Source organism: Salinispora fenicalii (assembly GCF_000514815.1).
Taxonomy (GTDB): domain Bacteria; phylum Actinomycetota; class Actinomycetes; order Mycobacteriales; family Micromonosporaceae; genus Micromonospora; species Micromonospora fenicalii.
This window is the reverse complement of sequence record NZ_AZWQ01000010.1, coordinates 44,664-63,798: the sequence shown is the minus strand read 5'-3', so window position 1 is coordinate 63,798 and position 19,135 is coordinate 44,664. Positions and strand designations below refer to the sequence as shown.

At 69.8% G+C, this 19,135-nt stretch carries 16 protein-coding genes and 1 pseudogene; 7 read left to right on the top strand and 10 right to left on the bottom strand.

The window, feature by feature from the left end; all coding sequences use genetic code 11:
* Nucleotides 1–11: 11 nt before the first annotated feature.
* Both metG and rsmI read right to left on the bottom strand, forming a co-directional pair.
* The gene (metG, locus tag B116_RS0103415; protein WP_018721268.1) at nucleotides 12–1,814 is read right to left on the bottom strand and encodes a methionine--tRNA ligase; all 1,803 of its coding nucleotides are present in this window, start codon (nucleotides 1,812–1,814) and stop codon (nucleotides 12–14) included.
* An 81-nt stretch (nucleotides 1,815–1,895) separates the two neighbouring features.
* Nucleotides 1,896–2,744: a 16S rRNA (cytidine(1402)-2'-O)-methyltransferase gene (gene rsmI / locus B116_RS0103410; RefSeq protein ID WP_027659214.1), complete on the bottom strand. Its 849-nt coding sequence runs from the start codon at nucleotides 2,742–2,744 to the stop codon at nucleotides 1,896–1,898.
* A gap of 85 nt (nucleotides 2,745–2,829) precedes the next feature.
* Here rsmI and B116_RS0103405 point away from each other — a divergent pair, with 85 nt between their 5' ends.
* The 5 genes from B116_RS0103405 to B116_RS0103385 all read left to right on the top strand — a co-directional run bounded on the left by B116_RS0103405 (nucleotide 2,830) and on the right by B116_RS0103385 (nucleotide 9,671).
* A complete protein-coding gene (locus B116_RS0103405; protein WP_027659213.1) occupies nucleotides 2,830–4,521 on the top strand; it encodes a dolichyl-phosphate-mannose--protein mannosyltransferase in 1,692 nt (563 codons plus the stop codon).
* Between the two features lie 423 nt (nucleotides 4,522–4,944).
* Complete coding sequence (locus tag B116_RS0103400; protein ID WP_018721271.1) at nucleotides 4,945–5,598, top strand: 4'-phosphopantetheinyl transferase family protein; 654 nt, start codon at nucleotides 4,945–4,947, stop codon at nucleotides 5,596–5,598.
* A 256-nt stretch (nucleotides 5,599–5,854) separates the two neighbouring features.
* Nucleotides 5,855–7,501, top strand: coding sequence for an amino acid adenylation domain-containing protein (locus tag B116_RS0103395; protein ID WP_027659212.1), 1,647 nt, complete (start codon nucleotides 5,855–5,857; stop codon nucleotides 7,499–7,501).
* Nucleotides 7,498–8,889, top strand: a complete 1,392-nt coding sequence (locus tag B116_RS0103390; RefSeq protein ID WP_027659211.1) for a ferredoxin reductase domain-containing protein — start codon at nucleotides 7,498–7,500, stop codon at nucleotides 8,887–8,889. The genes B116_RS0103395 and B116_RS0103390 overlap by 4 nt, the downstream gene beginning before the upstream one ends.
* Before the next feature lie 17 nt (nucleotides 8,890–8,906).
* Complete coding sequence (locus B116_RS0103385; protein ID WP_027659210.1) at nucleotides 8,907–9,671, top strand: enoyl-CoA hydratase-related protein; 765 nt, start codon at nucleotides 8,907–8,909, stop codon at nucleotides 9,669–9,671.
* A 41-nt stretch (nucleotides 9,672–9,712) separates the two neighbouring features.
* Here B116_RS0103385 and B116_RS0103380 read toward each other — a convergent pair whose 3' ends face one another.
* The 8 genes from B116_RS0103380 to B116_RS0103345 are packed head-to-tail and all read right to left on the bottom strand — an operon-like array spanning nucleotide 9,713 to nucleotide 17,690.
* Nucleotides 9,713–11,113: an NADH-quinone oxidoreductase subunit N gene (locus B116_RS0103380; RefSeq protein WP_026321528.1), complete on the bottom strand. Its 1,401-nt coding sequence runs from the start codon at nucleotides 11,111–11,113 to the stop codon at nucleotides 9,713–9,715.
* Between the two features lie 5 nt (nucleotides 11,114–11,118).
* Nucleotides 11,119–12,609: a complex I subunit 4 family protein gene (locus B116_RS0103375; protein ID WP_018721276.1), complete on the bottom strand. Its 1,491-nt coding sequence runs from the start codon at nucleotides 12,607–12,609 to the stop codon at nucleotides 11,119–11,121.
* Between the two features lie 4 nt (nucleotides 12,610–12,613).
* Complete coding sequence (locus tag B116_RS0103370; RefSeq protein WP_027659209.1) at nucleotides 12,614–14,479, bottom strand: proton-conducting transporter transmembrane domain-containing protein; 1,866 nt, start codon at nucleotides 14,477–14,479, stop codon at nucleotides 12,614–12,616.
* The gene (locus B116_RS0103365) at nucleotides 14,476–14,778 is read right to left on the bottom strand and encodes an NADH-quinone oxidoreductase subunit NuoK (protein ID WP_018721278.1); all 303 of its coding nucleotides are present in this window, start codon (nucleotides 14,776–14,778) and stop codon (nucleotides 14,476–14,478) included. The genes B116_RS0103370 and B116_RS0103365 overlap by 4 nt, the downstream gene beginning before the upstream one ends.
* Nucleotides 14,775–15,338: a hypothetical protein gene (locus B116_RS0103360; protein ID WP_027659208.1), complete on the bottom strand. Its 564-nt coding sequence runs from the start codon at nucleotides 15,336–15,338 to the stop codon at nucleotides 14,775–14,777. Before B116_RS0103360 ends, B116_RS0103365 begins: the two co-directional genes overlap by 4 nt.
* Nucleotides 15,339–15,341: 3 nt before the next feature.
* Nucleotides 15,342–16,271: a complex I subunit 1 family protein gene (locus tag B116_RS0103355; RefSeq protein WP_018721280.1), complete on the bottom strand. Its 930-nt coding sequence runs from the start codon at nucleotides 16,269–16,271 to the stop codon at nucleotides 15,342–15,344.
* A complete protein-coding gene (locus B116_RS0103350) occupies nucleotides 16,264–17,376 on the bottom strand; it encodes a hypothetical protein (protein WP_027659207.1) in 1,113 nt (370 codons plus the stop codon). The genes B116_RS0103355 and B116_RS0103350 overlap by 8 nt, the downstream gene beginning before the upstream one ends.
* A complete protein-coding gene (locus tag B116_RS0103345; protein WP_018721282.1) occupies nucleotides 17,367–17,690 on the bottom strand; it encodes an NADH-quinone oxidoreductase subunit A in 324 nt (107 codons plus the stop codon). Before B116_RS0103345 ends, B116_RS0103350 begins: the two co-directional genes overlap by 10 nt.
* A gap of 210 nt (nucleotides 17,691–17,900) precedes the next feature.
* Between B116_RS0103345 and B116_RS28080 the strand changes: the two are divergent.
* A pseudogene (locus B116_RS28080) lies at nucleotides 17,901–18,204 on the top strand (alkaline phosphatase D family protein); the annotation flags it as partial.
* A gap of 216 nt (nucleotides 18,205–18,420) precedes the next feature.
* Entirely contained in the window at nucleotides 18,421–19,089 is a 669-nt protein-coding gene (locus B116_RS0103340; RefSeq protein ID WP_027659206.1) for an esterase/lipase family protein, read from the top strand.
* Nucleotides 19,090–19,135: the final 46 nt, after the last annotated feature.

Genomic DNA, 19,135 nt, shown 5'->3' with positions numbered 1-19,135 from the left:
CTGGGTGTACCTCAGCCCGCCAGGCGGGCCAGCTCCTCGTCCACGATCGACGGGTCGAGTTTGCGGAACACCGGCTTCGGCGGGTCAAGCGCCCGCCCCACCTCCAACGGCACCGACTCCCACCGGGCACCGACCGTGTAGTCGCCGGTCAGCACCGGGTAGGCCGGCCCACCGTCGAGGTCCTCCACCTCCTCGATCACCGGCATCGGCGCGTGCACCCCGGTGCCACCGAGTAGCTGGTGGATCTTCTGCGCGGCGTGCGGCAGGAAGGGGGTGAGCAACGTGTTCGCGTCGCTGACCACCTGGAGGGCGACGTGCAGGACGGTGCCCATCCGCGGCCGGTCCGCCTCGCCCTTGAGTTTCCACGGCGCCTGCTCGGAGAGGTAGCGGTTGGCCTCGGCCACCACCTTCATCGCCTCGCCGATCGCCTGCTTCTGCCGGTGCCGGCCAATCAGCTCGCCGACCGTGTCGAAGCCGGCCCGGGCCACCGCGAGCAGCGCCTCGTCGGCTTCGGTGAGCCCGGCCGGGTCGACCGGCGGGATCGCGCCGAAGTTCTTCGCGGCCATCGAGATGGAGCGGTTGACCAGGTTGCCCCAGCCGGCGACCAGCTCATCGTTGTTGCGCCGGAGGAACTCAGCCCAGGTGAAGTCGGTGTCGTTGCTCTCCGGCCCGGCCACCGCGATGAAGTAGCGCAAGGCGTCGGCGTCGTAGCGCTCCAGGAAGTCGCGGACGTAGATGACCACGCGCCGGGACGAGGAGAACTTCCGCCCCTCCATGGTCAGGAACTCGCTGGAGACCACCTCGGTGGGCAGGTTCAGCCGACCCAGCTCGCCCGGCTTCCCGTCGTGGGAGCCTTCGCCGGAGTAGCCGGCGAGCAGCGCCGGCCAGATCACCGAGTGGAAGACGATGTTGTCCTTGCCCATGAAGTAGTGGCTCGGGGCGTCCTTGCCCGGCCCATCCGCCGACCACCACCGACGCCATGCCTGTGGGTCACCGGAGCGGCGGGCCCACTCGATCGAGGCGGAGAGGTAGCCGATCACCGCGTCGAACCACACGTAGATGCGCTTGTCGCCGCGCTCCCGCCAGCCGTCGAGCGGGACCGGCACGCCCCACTCCAGGTCCCGGGTGATCGCCCGGGGCTGGAGGTCGTCCAACAGGTTCTTGGAGAAGCGCAGCACGTTCGGCCGCCAGCCTTCCCGCGTGTCCAACCACTGCCCCAGGACGTCGGCGAGCGCCGGTAGGTCGAGGAAGAAGTGTTCGGTCTCGACGAACTTCGGCGTCTCCCCGTTGATCTTCGACTTCGGGTTTCGCAGGTCGATCGGGTCGAGCTGGTTGCCGCAGCTGTCGCACTGGTCGCCGCGGGCGTTCTCGTAGCCGCAGATCGGGCAGGTGCCCTCAATGTAGCGATCGGGCAGAGTCCGACCGGTGGACGGCGAGATGGCACCCATGGTGCTCTTCGGCACGATGTAGCCGTTGCGGTACATCCCCTCGAACAGCTCCTGCACCACGGCGTAGTGGTTACCGGTGGTGGTGCGGGTGAACAGGTCGTAGGAGAGCCCGAGCCCGTGCAGATCCGTCACGATCACCCGGTTGTATCGGTCGGCCAACTCACGGGGGGTGACCCCCTCCGCGTCGGCCTGCACCTGGATCGGCGTGCCGTGTTCGTCAGTGCCGGAGACCATGAGTACGTCGTGGCCGGCCATCCGCATGTACCGGGCAAAGACGTCGGAGGGAACGCCGAAGCCGGAGACGTGGCCGATGTGGCGCGGGCCGTTGGCGTAAGGCCAGGCAACCGCCGCGAGAACGTGACTCATGACCAACTAGCCTAGTGACCCCGGCCGCGGGACCGCGAACCAATGGGGCCGCCCTGGTCACTTCTCTTTCTCGGGCCCACCTCACCGGTGGACGATGTCGTAGACCTCACGTCGGCGTAGCCCGTACTCGGCGGCGACCTCGGTCACCGCGTCCCGACGGGAACGGCCAGCCGCTTCCCGGGCGGCGACCGCCGCCCGCAACGTCTCGTCGTCCGGCCGTTGCCGGGCCGGACCCGAGGCACCCGCCACCACCAGCGTGATCTCGCCACGCGCCGGCTCCTCGGCGGCCCAGCTCGCCAACTCACCGAGCGGACGCCGGAGCACCTGTTCGTAGGTCTTCGTCAGCTCCCGGCAGAGCGCCGCCGGCCGGTGGGCACCGAACGCAGCGGCCAGGTCGGCGAGGGCCGCCGCGACCCGGTGCGGCGCCTCGAAGAAGACCAGGGTGCGTTCCTCGGTGGCGAGCGCGGTCAGCCGGGCGCGGCGCGAACCCGGACTGCGGGGCAGGAAGCCCTCGAAGCAGAACCGGTCGCTGGCCAGCCCGGAGAGGGTGAGGGCGGTGGTGACCGCGCTGGGGCCGGGGGCGGCGGTGACTGGTATCCCGGCGTCCACCGTCGCCCGGACCAGCCGGTAGCCCGGGTCAGAGACGCTGGGCATGCCGCCGTCGGTGATCAGGGCGACGGCGAAGCCGGCGCGGAGCGCCTCGACGAGTTCCGGCGTACGGCGCTCCTCATTCCCTTCAAAATATGAGACGATCCGCCCGGAAACGGTCACCTCTAGCTCCCGGGCCAACCGGGTCAGGCGCCGGGTGTCCTCGGCTGCCACCAGGTCGGCCGTGGCGAGCACCTCGCGGAGCCGGGCAGAGGCGTCGGCCGGGTTTCCGAGCGGCGCGCCGAGCAGGACCAGGCGTCCGACATCGGACTTCGCATCCACGAAAGGACGCTCCTTCATCGACGACAATGAATCTTCCTTGGGGCGGTGGGCACGCAGGCCCACCTTCGCAGCCTACGATCACGGGGTGACCCAGGCGTCAACAGCGCACCCCGCCGGCCAGGCCGGGCCGGAACAGCCCGAGCAGACGGACCGGGGCCGGCCCCCCGGCAACGGCCTTCCCGACGTCGTCCGTCGCCGGCTAGCCACCGTTGACAGCCGGCTCGACCGATGGTCCTGGTTAGCGACCACGGTGATCGTTGCGATCGCGGCGGTCCTGCGCTTCGTCAACCTCGGGAACCCACCAGGCAAGATCTTCGACGAGGTCTACTACGCCCGCGACGGCTGGGGACTGGTCGACCGGGGCGTCGAGTGGAACTACCAGGACGACGGCCCGTCGTACGTGGTTCACCCACCCCTGGGCAAGTGGCTCATCGGGTTCGGCGAGTGGGCTTTCGGGTACAGCGACACCGAACAAGGGGTCTCCGCCGCCGGCCACCTGATCACCACCGCTCCCGAGGTGGGCTGGCGATTCTCCGCGGCTCTGATCGGCACCCTCTCGGTGCTGCTGCTGATCCGGATCGCGCGCCGACTCTTCGGCTCCACCGTGCTGGGCTGCGCCGCTGGGCTTCTGCTGGCCCTGGACGGCTTCCACCTGGTGCTGTCCCGCACCGCGCTGCTCGACATCTTCCTGCTCTTCTTCGTATTGGCGACGTTCGGCGCACTGGTTCTCGACCGCGACGCCCGGCGCCGCCGCTGGGCGGAGACGCTTACCACCGGGCCGAACCCAGGCCACCCGTCCGGCACTGACCGACCAGTCGGTGGCTGGCGGCAGTGGCCGTGGTGGCGGCTGGCCGCCGGGGTGCTGTTCGGCTGCGCCTGCGCGGTGAAGTGGAGTGCGCTGTACTTCCTCCCGGTATTCGTGCTCCTGGTGGTCTTCTGGGAAGTCGGCGTCCGCCGCTCCGCCGGGGTACGCCGGCCGTGGCGGCGCACTCTGCTCGACGAGACGCCCTGGCTGGCGCTGGCCGGGCTGCTGATGGTGGTCGCCTACCTCGCCACCTGGTCCGGCTGGCTGCTGGGCGACGAGGGGTACTACCGGGTGCCCGACGCACAGCGGTGGCCGAACGCACCGCTGAGCGACACCCCCGTCATCGGGGCGCTACAGAACCTCATCGAGTACCACAAGGCCGCGTACGGCTTCCACGCGCAGCTCGACGACGCGCACACGTACCAGTCCTGGCCCTGGCAGTGGCTCCTCCTGGCGCGGCCGGTCGCGTTCTACTGGTCGGGCGAGGGACCCTGCGCCGCGGCGAACTGCGCCACTGAGGTGCTGCTGTTGGGCACGCCACTGCTCTGGTGGTCGTTCCTACCCGCCCTGGCCGCGCTCGCCTGGCTGGGGCTCGCGCGACGCGACTGGCGGGCCGGCGCGATCCTGCTCTGCGTGGCGGCCGGGCTGCTGCCCTGGTTCTGGTACGCGGCGGACAGCGGGCGCACCATGTTCGCCTTCTACACCGCTCCGGCGCTGCCGTTCCTGGTACTCGCCGTGACCTACGTGCTGGGTGCGATCATCGGTGCGCCGGCGGCGACTGCTCCGGAGCGCACGCCGGAGACCGCACCAACGGGGGACGGAGATCGACGACTCGTCGGCGCCGTCATCGCCGGGGGGTACGTATTGCTAGTGGCGCTCAACTTCGCCTATTTTTATCCGATCTTCGTCGGCGAGCCGCTGCCATACGACAGCTGGTCCAACCGAATGTGGCTGGACAGCCGATGGATCTGACTGGCTCCGGTTGGACGTGACCGGCTCGTTTGGATCTGACCAGTCCCGTCTCCGGCACCCGTAATAGCGGAAAGGGCCCGCACGTGAGACGTGCGGGCCCTGCCACGAAAAGCGCGCTCCGATCGCCTGCCACGGGGGAAGCGGGCGATTGGAGCGCGCAGCAAAAGCTTAACCAGGTTGCAGCGACGGCACAACTGGCCGGGTTGGGTCAGATTTACGACGATCGCCACGCCGAGCGGTCGTTGTGGTCAAGGCGGATAAGCCGGTAGCAGACGCGCCCGGGCTTAAGGCGGGCTTCCGCCCGGGGTTCGGGGTCCAGCAGCATCACCGCGAGTGCGCTACCTTGGGCAGCCATGGCTGTCACGCAGACTCTGGACCATGCCACGCGGACCTTCCGCCGGCAACACCTCATCGGAGTAGTCGATGCGTGACCTGCTGCCCGCCGCCGTCGCGGTCGTGGTCGCGGAGCCGCCCGATTGGGAGGGCGTGCTGTTGCCGGAGGAGCAAGCGGGCCTCGGCGATCGAGTAGTGGACAGCCGCCGTCGTGACTTCACCGCTGGTCGCGTCTGCGCACGCCGCGCCATCTCCGCGCTCGGCCGGTCGCCGGTCGCCGTCCCCACCGCCGCGAACCGAGCGCCGGTCTGGCCGCCCGGGGTGGTCGGGGCGATCACCCACACCCGCGGCTACTGCGCCGCCGCCGCGGCCCGTGCCGACGAGATCCGGTCGGTCGGCCTCGATGCCGAGCAGCACCGGCCGCTGAGCCCGGGGGTGGTCCAGGCGATCTGCCTGCCGGAAGAGGAGGCGCAGTTTCCGCGGTTGCCCAGCGGCGTCTCCTGGCCGACCGTGGTGTTCAGCGCGAAGGAGACGATCTACAAGATCTGGCACCCGGTCGTCGGCACCTGGCTGGACTTCCATGACGCGACCGTGACGCTGGATCCGGAGGCGGGTCGATTCACCGCCCGAATCGCCCCCGCGCGGGTAGCCGCCACTTCAGTGCACGCCCCGGCCACGGTGTCCGGCCGGTTCGCCGTCGACGGCGACCTGGTCCGCACCGCGGCGGTACTGCTTCGGGCGTAGCAACCGGGCTCACTGGCGCCGGTCGGCGCGGCACCACCCTGCCGTCGGAGGAGCAGCTCCGTCGGAGGACCAGCCCGAGCCCCCGGAGCCGGGGGTCACTCCTGAGCCAGTCCCAGACCCAGACATATCGAAAGATATTACCATTTACTTACGTAAATGGCATGATGCTGACTGATTCATAGTCGGTCCGCTTCTCTGGAAACGGCGACCTGCGCTGTCGCCATCGGTCTGGAACCCGAGCCAGGAAGTAGGACCCATGCAGCGCACCTCGACTACCCCAACCGGAAAGACAGCCACTTCGACCCGAGCCACCAGCCATCCGAACGTGCCGGCCCCGCCCCGCCCCAGCCCACTGTCAGAACCACTGGCAACATTGTCGCCCCGCGACCGCGAGCTATTCGTACGCTTCGGTTACGGACCCACCGAATCCGTCGCGTACTCCCACATCCACCACGCCTTTGAGTACTGGGCCACCGTCACTCCAGACGCCGTCGCCGTCGAACACGGGGACGAGACCATCACCTATCGTGAGCTGGACCGGCAAGCCGATCAGTTGGCAGCCCGGCTCGCTGCCGCCGGCGTCCGTCCCGGTGACCGGGTCGCGCTCTTCGTCCGCAGGTCGATCCCCATGGTCGTCGGCCTGATCGCCGCCTTGAAGTCCGGCGCAGCCTACGTACCGCAGCACATCGACTCCGTGCCCGCGGCCCAGCTGCAGCATGTCGTCCAGACCGCCGAGACCCGGGTAGTCCTGACACTCGCCGCCACCGTCGACCGTATTCCGACTCCCGACGGCCACGTGGTGATCGCCCTGGACGGCCTGGCGACGGAGCCCGCCGAACGAACCGTCCGTCGTTTCACCCCGACGACGCCGCTTCAGCCCGACGACCCCTGCTACGTGCTGTTCACCTCTGGCAGCACCGGCCGGCCCAACGGGGTGGTCGTGACCCACCGCAACATCTGCAACATCCTGCTGACCTCCCCCGGCAATCTCGGTATCCAGCCGGGATGGCGGGTCGGCCAGATCCTCAACATCGCCTTTGACATGGCCGCCTGGGAAATCCTGGGGGCGCTGGGCCACGGTGCCACGCTCGTCATTCGGGGCCGCGACATCGCCGAGACGATGTCCCGCGTGGACGTCATCATCGCGACCCCCACGGTGCTCAGTCGCATCGACCCACACCAGTGTCACCGGGTCAAGGTCGTGGCGGTCGCGGGTGAGCCCTGCCCCCGCTCCCTCGCGGACACCTGGTCCACAGTCTGCTCCTTCTACAACTCCTGCGGGCCGACCGAAACCACAATCGTCAACACGATGAGCCGACACCACCCGGCTACCGAACAACTCACCATTGGCCGGCCAACACCCAACAACACCGTGTACGTGCTCGACCCCGACCTTCAGCCCTGCCCGATCGGCGCGGTCGGCGAGATGTGGGCCGGAGGTGACTGCGTCTCGGCGGGATACCTCGGAAACCCCCAGCTCACCGCCGAACGGTACGCCCTCGACCCGTTCCTCGGCGGTGGGCGCCGAATGTTCCGCACTCGGGATCTAGGGCGTTGGACCCCCGACGGCCAGTTGGAACACTTAGGACGAACCGATGACCAAGTGAAGGTCCGCGGCTTTCGGGTAGAGCTGGACTCGGTGTCGGCGATCCTGGAGGCGGTACCGGGCTGCACCCGAGCGGCGACCATCAAGCTGGACGATCGCACCCTCGTCGCATTCGTGGCACCCACCCAGGTGGATCCGGGGCTCGCCCGGATGGCCGTCTCCGAGGCGCTGCCGTACTACTGCGTGCCCGAGACAGTGCACACCCTGCCGGAACTTCCCATGACCAGCCGAGGAAAGATCGACAAAACCGCCCTCCGCCGGCTCGTCGCCGACCACGAGCGAGAGGCGACGCGATGACCACGACCCCGCTGAAGCCACCGCCTGCGCCACTGGCCATCGCAGCTGCTACGGATGCGGCGCACTCCGCCCGCAACGTCAAGCTGCCGCCGCGTCTTCCGCTACCGCAGCGCATCTTCACGCACCCAGCGTTGATGCACTACCACCGACTGATCGCGGTGGTGCTCGTCGTAAATCTCGGCCTTGCCGGGTACGGGATCGGCGCCGGCGGATGGTCCACCGCCGAGCTACCGACCTCCCAGCTCGCCGGGCTGACCTTGGCAAACTTCACCCTCGCCATCGTCATCCGACAGCAGTACGTCATCAATCTGTTCTTCTGGCTGGCCACCCGGGCCCGCACGAGTTGGCCCCTGCGCATCCGGCGGACCCTTGGCAAGGTCTACCACTTCGGTGGGCTACACGTCGGCGGCGCGCTCGCCGGGACACTGTGGTTCCTCGCCTTCACCGCAACCGCCACCGGCGAGGCCATCCGGTCCGGCTCGGGCCTGCCCGCGACCCTGGTCGTAACCTACCTACTGGTTGCGCTGCTCCTCACCGTCTGTGGCACCGCCCTGCCACCGGTACGCGCCCGGCACCACGACCTGTTCGAGCGGGTCCACCGCTTCGGCGGGTGGTTGGCGCTGACGCTGTTCTGGGTGCTGACGGTCCTGCAGATCGCCGCAGACTCGGCTGCCCGACCGCTCGCTACCGCGCTGCTGACCGAGGCGAGCATCTGGGCCCTCGCCCTGATGACGTTCAGCGTCGCCCTGCCGTGGCTCCGGCTGCGCAAGGTGCCCGTCGCCGTCGAACGACCGTCCACCCACGTCGCGCTGGTCCAGCTCGAGCGACGCCGGGTCCCCTTTCCCGGCTCCTCCACCGCGGTCAGTCGTAGCCCGCTGCTGGAGTGGCACTCCTTCGCCAATGTTCCCGCACCGGGGCATCGACACTTCCGCATCACCATCTCCCGCGCGGGCGACTGGACCGGCGCTCTCGTTGACAACCCCCCGTCCCACCTATGGGTCAAGGGCATCACCACCGCCGGGGTGGCCAACATCGAGACTCTTTTCACCAAGGTGGTCTACGTCGCCACCGGCAGCGGGATCGGTCCGGTGCTGCCCCACCTGCTGGCGGATGAGGTCCCGTCGCACCTGGTCTGGGCGGTCCGTAGTCCCCGGACCACCTACGGCGATGCGTTGATCGACGAGATTCTCGCCGCCCGGCCGAGCGCCACGATCTGGGACACCGCCACCGACGGTAAACCCGACATGGTGGCCCTGGCCTACCACGCCTACCGCGAACACGGCGCCGAGGCCGTCATCTGCATCTCCAACAAGAAGCTGACCTGGCAGGTCGTCCACGGGCTGGAGCAACGAGGCATCCCCGCCTACGGCGCCATCTGGGACTCCTGAGCGACAAGGAGAAAACTGTGAATCTCATCGTGGAGCAGACCGACCGGGTCGTCACCGTACGACTGAACCGGCCCGCCGCCCGCAACGCGCTCAACACCGAACTGCTGACCGAGCTGCTGGCCACACTGCAGCCCCTGGACGGCGACCCGGGCGTCGGATGCTTCGTCCTCACCGGCACCGACCAGTTCTTCGCGGCGGGTGCGGACATCCGGGAGATGGCGGCGAAGTCGGCCGCGGAGATGGTGGTCGAGGACTTCTTCGCCGGCTGGGAGGCGTTCACCGCACTTCGTACACCCACCGTGGCGGCGGTCGCGGGCTACGCCCTCGGCGGCGGTTGTGAACTGGCCATGATGTGCGACATCGTCGTCGCCGCCGACACCGCTCGCTTCGGGCAACCAGAGATCAAACTCGGGGTGATCCCCGGCATCGGTGGCACCCAGCGGCTGACCCGGCTCGTGGGCAAGGCCAAGGCCATGGACCTGATTCTGACCGGCCGGCTCATGGATGCCGAGGAGGCCGAGCGCAGCGGCCTGGTCTCCCGGGTCGTTCCGGCCGATCGGCTGCTGACGGAGGCGGCGGCGGTGGCCCGGACGGTGGCTGGATTCGGCAAGGCAGCCACCACGGCCGCCTGCGAGGCGATCGACCGCGCGTTGGAGACCGGCCTGCGGGAGGGGGTTCTGTTTGAGCGACGCAGCTTCCACTCCCTGTTCGGCACCGCGGACCAACAGGAGGGGATGCGGGCCTTCCTCGACAAGCGTGCGCCACAGTTCACCGGTCGGTAGGTGCCCGGTGGACCGCGTCGGTGACCTCGTGCCCCGGCTCGCTACCCGCCGGCGGCCCGCCACACCAGGCCGGCGGCGACCCCAACGACGAGGCTAAGCACGGCTGCCACGACAGCCACCGTCGCACTCCATCGCCCTGGACGGTCGGGCGGGGCGACCGCCCAGGGCTGATAGAGCAAAACCAGCCACCGCAGGTAGTAAAAGAGGCTGAGCGCGGAGTTGATGAAGACGACGACCGCCAGCCACGCGTATCCGCCGTCCCAGGCGGCGCTCGCGGTGGTCAGCTTCCCGACGAAGACCGCCGTCGGCGGGGTGCCGACCAACCCGAGCAGCGCCACCACCAGAGCGGTGGTCAGCCACGGCGCGGTCGCCGCCACCCCGCGCCAGGACATCCGGTCGCGGTGCCGTGGTAGCGCGGCGGCGACCGCGAAGGCGGCGATGTTGGTGACGGTGTAGCCGGCGAGATAGACCAACAACGACGGTTGGGCGAGGTCGCTGCGTCCGGTGGCGACCACCGGCACCAGCAGGTAGCCGACCTGACTCACCGTCGACCAGCCGAGCAGCCGCCGCACGTCGGTCTGCCAGTACGCGGCGAGGTTACCCAACAGCATGGACGCCACGGCCAGCACGACCACCACCGTCGGCCAGTTCGAGGTGCCGGGGAGGACCCCGGCGAGCCGGTGGATCGCGATCAACGCACCGATCTTGGGCACGGTGGTGAGGAACGTCGCCGCCATCGCCATACCGCCCTGGGCCGCGTCGGGAACCCAGAAGTGCGCGGGGAATCCACCGGCTTTGAACATCAACCCGCCGATGACCGCAACGGCGGCGGCGGTGACCACCGACCGCGGCGCGTCCGGCAGCCGAGCCGCGAGCTCGGCGTAGGCCGTGGTGCCGGTGATCCCGGAGAGCAGCGTGACACCGAACAGGAGCAGGATGCCGAAGAGGGCGCCGAGGAGGTAGGTCTTGAGCACCGCTTCGGCGCCGGCGCCGGTGCCGGCCAAGCCAATCAACGCGTACAACGGGATGCTGGCCAGCAGAAAGCCCACTACCAGGGCGAGCAGGTCGGTGGCGCCGGCGAGTAGCACCGCTCCGGCGGTGGCGAAGAGCAGCAGCGCGTAGGCGTCGCTCTCCCGGGCGGCGCCGGCGAGTTCGTCCCCGGCGAGGGCGAGGACGAGGAGGCAGCCGGTGGCGGCGAGGATCCGGGCGACGCCGGTGACGGTATCGACCGCGTAGGAGCCGTCAAAGGCAGTGTTGGCCGGTGTGGAGAGCGCGACCGTGGCGGTGATGATCACCGTAACGCAGACGGCGGCGGCGACCCCCCGCAGGATCCACTGCCGGTGACGGGGCGTGAACGAGCCGCCGAGCAGAACGACGAGCGCACCGCCGGCGAGCAGCATCTCCGGCAGCAGCAGCTCGGCACGCATCATCTCCGACGCCACCTGAGTCACCGGCCAAGAAGGTCGACGACGGTACGGGCAGCGGGCTCGATGAGATCGAGCAGCGGGCGCGGCAGCACCCCGATGAGCAGGGACAGTGCCAGCAGCGGCCCCACTGACCAGAGCTCGGTGGGGCGCAGGTCGCCGAAGCCCTTCGCACAGCCGACCGTCGGGCCGGTCAGCAACGCCTGCCCGGCGCGGAGGAACAACGCGGCCGTGACGAGGATGCCGAGCAGAGCCACCGCCGTCACGGGGGCGGTGGCGATGCTGCCGGCGAAGACCTGGAACTCAGCGATGAAGCCGGAGAAGGCCGGCAGGCCGAGGGAGGCGAAGGCGCCGACGGCGAAGAACGCGGCGAAGATCGGTGCGGGGGTGGCGAGACCGCCGTACGCGTGCAGGTCGTAGCTGCCGGCCCGCTCGTACAGGACCCCGGCGAGCAGGAACAGGGCGGAGGTGATCAGACCGTGGCTGACCATCTGGGTGACCGCACCGGTCACCGCGACCGCCCGCGGTTCGACGGTGTCCACGCTGACCAGACCGGCGGCGCCCACCGCGAGCACGACGTAACCCATGTGATTGATCGAGGTGTAGGCGATCATCCGTTTGAGGTTCGTCTGGGCCAGGGCGACCAGCGCGCCGTAGAGGACCGACACCACCCCGACGGCGACGATGACCCACGCCCAACCCCGCCACGCCTGGGGCAACATCGGTGCGGCGATCCGCACGAAACCGTAGGTACCCAGCTTCAACAGCACCCCGGCCAGAACGGCGGAGCCGACGGCGGGAGCGTCGGTGTGCGCCGGCGGCAACCAGGTGTGAAACGGCACGGTGGGGGTCTTCACCGCCAGGCCGATCAGGATCGCGGCGAGCACCACTCCCCCGGCCAGGGGGCGCCCCGCGAAGGGGTTCTCCGCGGTGAGGGTCGGCATGTCGAAGGTGTGCGGGTCGGCGGCCGCGTACAGCCCGATAAACCCGGTGAGCAGCGCCAGCGAGCCGAGGAAGGTGTAGAGGAAGAACTTCAGCGCCGACCGGGCCCGGTCGCCGTGCCCCCAGCCGGCGATCACCGCGTACATCCCGACGATGGACAGGTCGAAGAAGACGAAGAAGAGGATCAGGTCGGCCGCGGCGAAGACCCCGAGGCACACGCTCTGTAGGAACAGGAAGAGCGACGCCTGTACGCGAGGACGGTGCCGCTCCCGCAGCGCGTACACCGCACAGGCGAGGAAGACCACCGCGGTCATCGCCATCAGGGGCAGGGAGAGCCCGTCCACACCGAGGTGGTAGCTGCTGCCCACCCCGGGAATCCACGCCGCTCGTTCGGCAAAAGCCAACTGTCCCGGCGGCGGCGTCTCGTACCCTGCCCAGACGACACCGATCAGCGCCAGCTCGATCGTCGCCGCGCCCACCCAGACCCACCGCGCCGCGGTGTCGCTGCACCGGGGAACGACGGCCAACAGCACCGCGACGAGCAGGGGCAGGAAGACGATCACTGTGAGCATCCGACTACCCCAGCACCACGAGGACGACGGCACCGACGACGAGCACCACCACGGCCTGGAGGTAGTACTGGTGTAGTTGCCCGGTCTGCGGCCGCCGCGCGAGGTACCCCAGCCGCCGCAATCCGGCCGCGACAACCTCCACCATCCGGTCGACGCGACGCTGATCGACCTGCGCGGCCCGCCGAGCCAGGACAACCGTGATCCGCGCCGCCTGCGCGACACCCCGATCCAGCACCCGGTCATCGAAGCGAGCCGCCGCGGCACCGAGCGCCAGGGTCGGACGCGTCACCAGCACCGCAACCGCTTGTCGAAGGCCCAGCCACCGCCGCGCCCAGCGTGGTGCCGGCGCCCGCCACCGCGCCACGACGACGAGGGTCGCCAGGGCGATCAGCGCGGACGCGACCAGTTCCGGTACCGGAACTGGGTGGTAGCCGCCGGGCTGACCGACGGCGTGGGCGACCACGGCACCGGTCGGTGGCAGCGCCAGCAACCCGGCGCCCGCGGCGGCAACCGCCAGCACCAGCAGCGGCAGCCACCCGGCCAGGGGGATCCGCCCGGTGCCGGTCTCCTCTTGGTCCCGGTACGCGTCCACCGCGCCTTGTTGGTCAGCGGGGACCCGCCGCCAGATCACGACGAGGACCTTCCCCGCGTAGGCGGCAGAGAGCGCTGCGGCCGCGAGGCCAACCGCGTACAGCACCGGCGACTCTTCGCGGACGGCAGCGAGGATGGCGTCCTTGGTCGCCCAGAGCGACAGCGGTGCGATCCCGGCCAACGCGAGCAGCGCGACCGTGGCCGACCAGCCGACCAGCAACCACCGTCGGGTCACCCCGGCCAGGCCGGCGAGCTGTTTGGTGCCCAGCGCGGCTAGCCACGCCCCGGCGGCGAGGAACAACAGCGCCTTGACCGCGGCGTGTGCCACCAGCTGCGTGGCCCCACCCGCCACCGCGCCGGCCCCGGCGGCCAACACCACGAACCCGAGTTGCGCGCAGGTGGAGGCGGCGAGGAGTTGCTTGAGGTCGGGCTGGGCAAGCGCGACCGCGCCGAGCAACAGCGCGGTCCCCGCGCCGACCCACATGGCCACCGACGGGGCCCAGCCGGTGGCGGCCAGCAGCGGCTGCGTCCGCAGGAGCAGGTAGCCGCCCATCGCCACCATCGCCGCGGAGTGCAGCAGCGCACTGACCGGGCTCGGCCCGGCCATCGCCCGAGATATCCAGAAGGAGAACGGTAGCTGCGCGGCCTTGCCGAGCGCCGCGACGAGGACTCCTGCGGCCAGCACGTGTCGCCACCCCGGGCTGCTGGCAGGGAGATCGGCCAGGGCCAGGCCCGCACCGCCGGCCAGAGCCGCCCCGGCCGCCAGATAGAGGCCAAGATCCGCAGTGCGGGTAGTGACAAACGCTGTGAAACCGGCGGCTACTCGGGCCTCGTCCCACCACCGAAACCCGATCAACGCGTACGACGCGGCGCCCATCAGCTCCCAGGCGAAGAGCAACGTCGGCAGGGTGCCGGCCGTGACGGTGAGCGCGGCCGCGGCGGCGAACAAGAGCATCAGGCCGTGGAACCGTGCCGCCGGGGTAAGTGCCTCGCCGACGGCGGCCACCAGCACCAGCAGCGTCACCACCAGCACCGTCGGCAGGACCAGCGCGGCCAGTCCATCCACCGTCAGGACGAAATCCGCGCCGGCCAGAAACGGCACCGCCACCGTCGGCCGGGCGACAGCGACCAGCGCTGACAGCAGCACGGCCAGGGCCGCGACCGCCAACGCGACCCGCACCGCGACCCGACCCCTTGGCCGGGCGACCACCAGCACGGCGCCGGCGGTCGCGGGCAGGCCGACCACCGCCCACAACGCTGCCGTCCCGAGCGCGGTCATCCGGACAGGTCCGCGGCCGTGTCGGTCAGATCCGACCGCCGTAGGCGGTGTAGCGATGTGGCGACGGCGAAGCCCATCGCCATCTCGACCGTCATCGCCGCGAGGACGACCAGGAGCAGCACCTGCCCGGACGGGTCGGGGGCGCAGAACCACCAGAGCCCGGCCACGGCCAAGATCAGGCCGTTCAGCATCAACTCCAGGCCCATCATCACCATCACCACGACCTGTTGGGACAGGGCGCCATACAGACCGACGGAGATCAGGGCCGCAGCTACCAGCAGCACAGTGCGTACCGTCATCGTCCGACTCCCCCCGGCTGCGGATCGGCCGCCGGGCGGCGACGAAGGTCATCCCCGAAACGGTCATAGCGGGTGCGGTGCGCGGCAAGGACGACCCCACTGACGATGGTGGCCGCCATGACCACGCCCACCGCCGCCATAGCCAGCATCTTCGGACCCATCAGCTCGGTGCCGAGAGCGGCGGTGACATCCTCCGGCAGGCTGCCACGACGGCTCGGCCACGGCGCGAACAGCGCCCCGGCGGCCAGGAGCAGAAAGACCCCGACCGACACCGGTAGGGCGTGGCGAGCACCGTGGACCATGTTCATCGACATCATCGCCGGATTCATTCCCATAAACATGTTCATGTAGACAGCCATGATCGCCATCTCCATCACCATCATCAGAATGACCAGGACGCCGACGTAGAGCTGCTGCAGCAAGAGCACCTGAAGACCGACCGCGATGAAGGACAGGGCCAGGGAGTAGCTGGCCCGGGCCATCGAGTTGACGACGAAGACGGCGACCCCGGCGAGCACCGCGACGACCGCGAGGCCCCAGAAGACGAGGTGGGTGACCACGCCTCAGCCTCCGATCACGACGACGGCGACGAGGAGGTCCTGCAGCAGCACCGCCGGCAGCAGCACCAGCCAGCCCACCTCCATGAACACGTCCGGACGCAGCGCGGGTACCCGACGGCGCAGCCACACCAATCCCGCCAGCAGTACCGTGGCCTTCACCAACACCCAGGCCCAGGCCGGCAGCAGCGGCCCGGCCCCACCGCCGAGGAACATCGGTACGGCGAAGGCGGCGCCCGCCGCCAGCAGCGCGTACCGCCCGGCCAGAAACAGCAGCCGATCCACACCGGAGAGCTCCGCCGTCACCCCACCCGCCACGTCGCGACCGAGCGCCGGCGAGAAGGGCCCCCACACCGCGATCGCCACCACGCCGAGGCAGTAGACGACGAAGGCCACCGGCATCCACACCACGAACCACAGCCCCTGCTGTGCGGCAGCGACCTCCCCCACCCGCAGGCTGGACGCCGCGACCGCCGGCGCGACCAGCGCGAACATCAGCGGCAACTCGTACGCCAAGCCGTGCGCGAGGAACCGGTAGCCGCCGACCAACGCGTACGCGGAGTTGGCGCCCCAGCCGGTCAACCACACGAACGCCCACGCCAGGACATCGAGCGCGTTTACCCACACCACCCCGACGTCCAGGTCGAACAGGGTCCACCGTCCGAGCGGTACCACCGTAACGATCATCAGCGCCATCACGAGGAGCCCCGCCCCACCGATCCGCCACAGCAGGCGGTCCGCGGCGACGGTGGTTCGCCGGCGCTGCCGCAGCAACCGCGCCACCTCACCCGCCGACCGCCCCATCCCGGACCGGACACCGGCGGCCCGTCCGGCCAAGGCGCCGTCGAGCAGCGCCGCGGCGACCGCGAGCGTCCCCAGCAGCCCTGCCGCGACCGGCGCCCAGCCGCCGGAGACGGCCGCCGGCACTTCAGCCATCGGTGACCACACCCAGCGCCGCAATATCAAGGCTGGCCACGATGAGCCGGGCGGTGGCCACGTCCCACCCGGACACCACGCTGGCGACCGCCGCCGGTGGGGTGACCGGCACGCCGGCCGCCACACCGGTGGGACCACCGGCCGCGACGCCGGCAGGACCTCTCGCCGCGACACCGGCAGGACCACCGGCCGCGATAGTCGCCCGGTCGAGCATGCCGTTGAGTCGGTCCCACACGTCACCGGTGAGATTCGGGGCGAGCCCCAATCGGGCCAGTTCGTCGGAGGGCAGTAGCCCCACCCGCCGCAGCGACCAGCGCAGCAGCCACGAGCGGCGTACCCGGCGCCGCAGCCGCGCCAACTCCGTGGTCGCCGCCGACCGCTCGCCGATCAAGAGGTGATCACGAATGGCGCGGGCGAGCCCGGCCGCGTCCGACCAGCCCGCCAACGCCAGCAGCCGGGCCACGTTGTCGCACCGTTGGGCAGCGAGCTCTCCGGCGTCTGGCCGCCTGGCCTCGCCGGATGTGTCACCACCGACTACGGGAGCTCCGCCGGCCAGCCCACCTTGCCCAACGTCAACGACACCCGCCTGCGCCTCGACGATGAGGTCGCCGTGCAGATGAGTGCGGAGGACGAGGCCGGCCGGCCAGTCCGGCAGTACCGGGCCGAGTCGCACATGCAGCACGTCCATCTCCAGCCCATCGCGATCCTCGCTGCCGTGCGCCAGGGCGGCGTCCCCGCCCGGAGCCTCGTCGCGTCCCGGCCCGTCGCGGCCCGCGCTGTCCCGCCGCTGGCGGGGCGTGTCGCGCAACGTGGCCTCCGCCTGATCCAGGGCCGCGGCTACCAGCTCCGGCGCGGCGACATCGATCCGGGCCCGCGGTCCGGGCAGTTGCTCCCACAGGTTCGCCACCACCAGCGCCAGCTCCGGTCCGGGCGATCCACACACCGCCAGGATGTCCGCGTCCGCCGGTGACACCGCCAGCCGCCACCCCCGCACGCCCGCTTGCCGCTCGACGGCGACCCGGGTCAGCCAGTGCCCGGGTACCTCGATGACCAGCAGATGGGCATGCCGGGTGGCGAGCCGTGCCAGCGCACCGCTCACACCCATCGCAGCGCGCCCTCCCGCCAGGCCCACACCACCGCGACGAGCACACCCGCCAGGAAGACGAACATCTCCACCACGGCGGTGGCCCCCAGCTCGGCGACGACCACCGCCCACGGATACATGAACAGCATCTCCACGTCGAACGCCAGGAACAGCACCGTCACCAGATACCAACGGACGTGGTACCGAGACAGGGCGTGCTCCTCGGGGCGCCAGCCGGACTGAAACGGCGAGACCAGCAGCGGCCGCCGAGCGATCGCCAGCGCACGGTGCGCCAGGTAGCAGCCCGCCACGACCCCCACGGCGACCAGCGCCATACCCGCGGCCCCTGCGTACATCGCGCTTCACCCCGCCCTGCCCCACCCGCGAGGGCGCGCTATCACGTTAGGAACCAAACGGGACTTTCCACCGGAGAGACGAGCCTCCTCACCCGTTTGGGGCCCGCCGCCGTGACCTCTCGCGGCGGGGCGCCACCGACGCCGTAGTCAGCGGTAGCGAACCGACACAGGCTCCGGTAGACATAGCCAATGATAAATGGACTTGATCGCCGCACCTTGCTCCCGCGCGGCCGGCGCATCCGCTGGCACCGCCACGCTCGTCAGCGCCGCCATCGCCAGCGACAAACCCCGCCCAGGCTGCTGGCGGTGCCTTTCGGCGCGACGTCGCCACCGGCGACCCCTACCCAACGGCGCCCGACCCTGGACCCGACTGACGCCGACCGAGGCCCGGCCCGGCTCCGAACTCAGCCCCGAGGCGCAGGCACCCTGGCAGATCTCCGTCGACCCAGACTTCACCACGTTGCTGACACAGGGAACGATCCCACCGGACCCACAAACGCCGGGCCGGCGAAGCTACACCAAGAGCATTCGCCCCTACCCCGACTTACATCACCACCGGACGCCGGCCGTTGTTATCTGATCGAAACATAACACCACTAGCATCCCCGGTCACCTTCATGTCACATTGACGTTCGTCACTGGATAATGGTCCCACCCACCGCCGCCAGGTCCGAAAATTGCGGACCTGCCTGGATCGAAAGAGACCCCCATGAGACGCTTCGTCCGAACCGTCATCGCCGCCACCTTGGTGGCGACGGCGGCACTGGTCGCCCCTTCCGCCGCACAGGCCGCAGTCCGAAATCCCGTCCTCTTCGTCCATGGCCTGAGCAGCTCCGCCAGCACCTGGAACACCTGGATCAACAAGTTCAAGGCGGATGGCTACCAGAGCTCCGAGCTCTACACCTGGTCCTACGACTGGAAGAAGTCCAACGCGACCACCGGCGCGAAACTCGTCAACAAGGTGCAGGACATTCTCGACGAGACCGGCGCCACCAAGGTTGACCTCGTCGCGCACTCGATGGGCGCCCTGAGCTCCCGCTGGTACCTGAAGAACGGCGGCGGGACCGCCACCGTGGACGACTTCGTCTCCGTAGCTGGGGTAAACCACGGAACCGACGTCTCGTTGTTCTGCTTCTTTTACATATCGTGCCGGGAAATGATCAGAGGTAGCAGCTTCCTCGACTCCCTGAACTCTGGCGACGAAACTCCCGGAAACGTAAACTACGCCACTCTGCGGTCGACCTGTGACGCACTGATCAACCCCGACAGTTCGGCGAAGCTCGACGGCGCGGAAAACATCTCCGTGGGCTGCAAGGGGCACACCGACATGAACGACGACTCCAGTAACTACATCATAGTCCGGGACTTCATCGCCTGAGCGCTCCGGACTGAGGCTTCCTCGGCCATCGCGCTCAGACCACCGG

Bases quoted from the DNA above. Each gene is read 5' to 3' on its own strand.
- metG (WP_018721268.1), bottom strand. From the start codon at position 1,814: ATGAGTCACGTTCTCGCGGCGGTTGCCTGGCCTTACGCCAACGGCCCG.
- B116_RS0103400 (WP_018721271.1), top strand. From the start codon at position 4,945: ATGCGTGACCTGCTGCCCGCCGCCGTCGCGGTCGTGGTCGCGGAGCCG.
- B116_RS0103395 (WP_027659212.1), top strand. From the start codon at position 5,855: ATGCAGCGCACCTCGACTACCCCAACCGGAAAGACAGCCACTTCGACC.
- B116_RS0103390 (WP_027659211.1), top strand. From the start codon at position 7,498: ATGACCACGACCCCGCTGAAGCCACCGCCTGCGCCACTGGCCATCGCA.
- B116_RS0103375 (WP_018721276.1), bottom strand. From the start codon at position 12,609: ATGCTCACAGTGATCGTCTTCCTGCCCCTGCTCGTCGCGGTGCTGTTG.
- B116_RS0103370 (WP_027659209.1), bottom strand. From the start codon at position 14,479: ATGACCGCGCTCGGGACGGCAGCGTTGTGGGCGGTGGTCGGCCTGCCC.
- B116_RS0103365 (WP_018721278.1), bottom strand. From the start codon at position 14,778: ATGACGGTACGCACTGTGCTGCTGGTAGCTGCGGCCCTGATCTCCGTC.
- B116_RS0103355 (WP_018721280.1), bottom strand. From the start codon at position 16,271: ATGGCTGAAGTGCCGGCGGCCGTCTCCGGCGGCTGGGCGCCGGTCGCG.
- B116_RS0103350 (WP_027659207.1), bottom strand. From the start codon at position 17,376: ATGGGTGTGAGCGGTGCGCTGGCACGGCTCGCCACCCGGCATGCCCAT.
- B116_RS0103345 (WP_018721282.1), bottom strand. From the start codon at position 17,690: ATGGCGCTGGTCGCCGTGGGGGTCGTGGCGGGCTGCTACCTGGCGCAC.
- B116_RS0103340 (WP_027659206.1), top strand. From the start codon at position 18,421: ATGAGACGCTTCGTCCGAACCGTCATCGCCGCCACCTTGGTGGCGACG.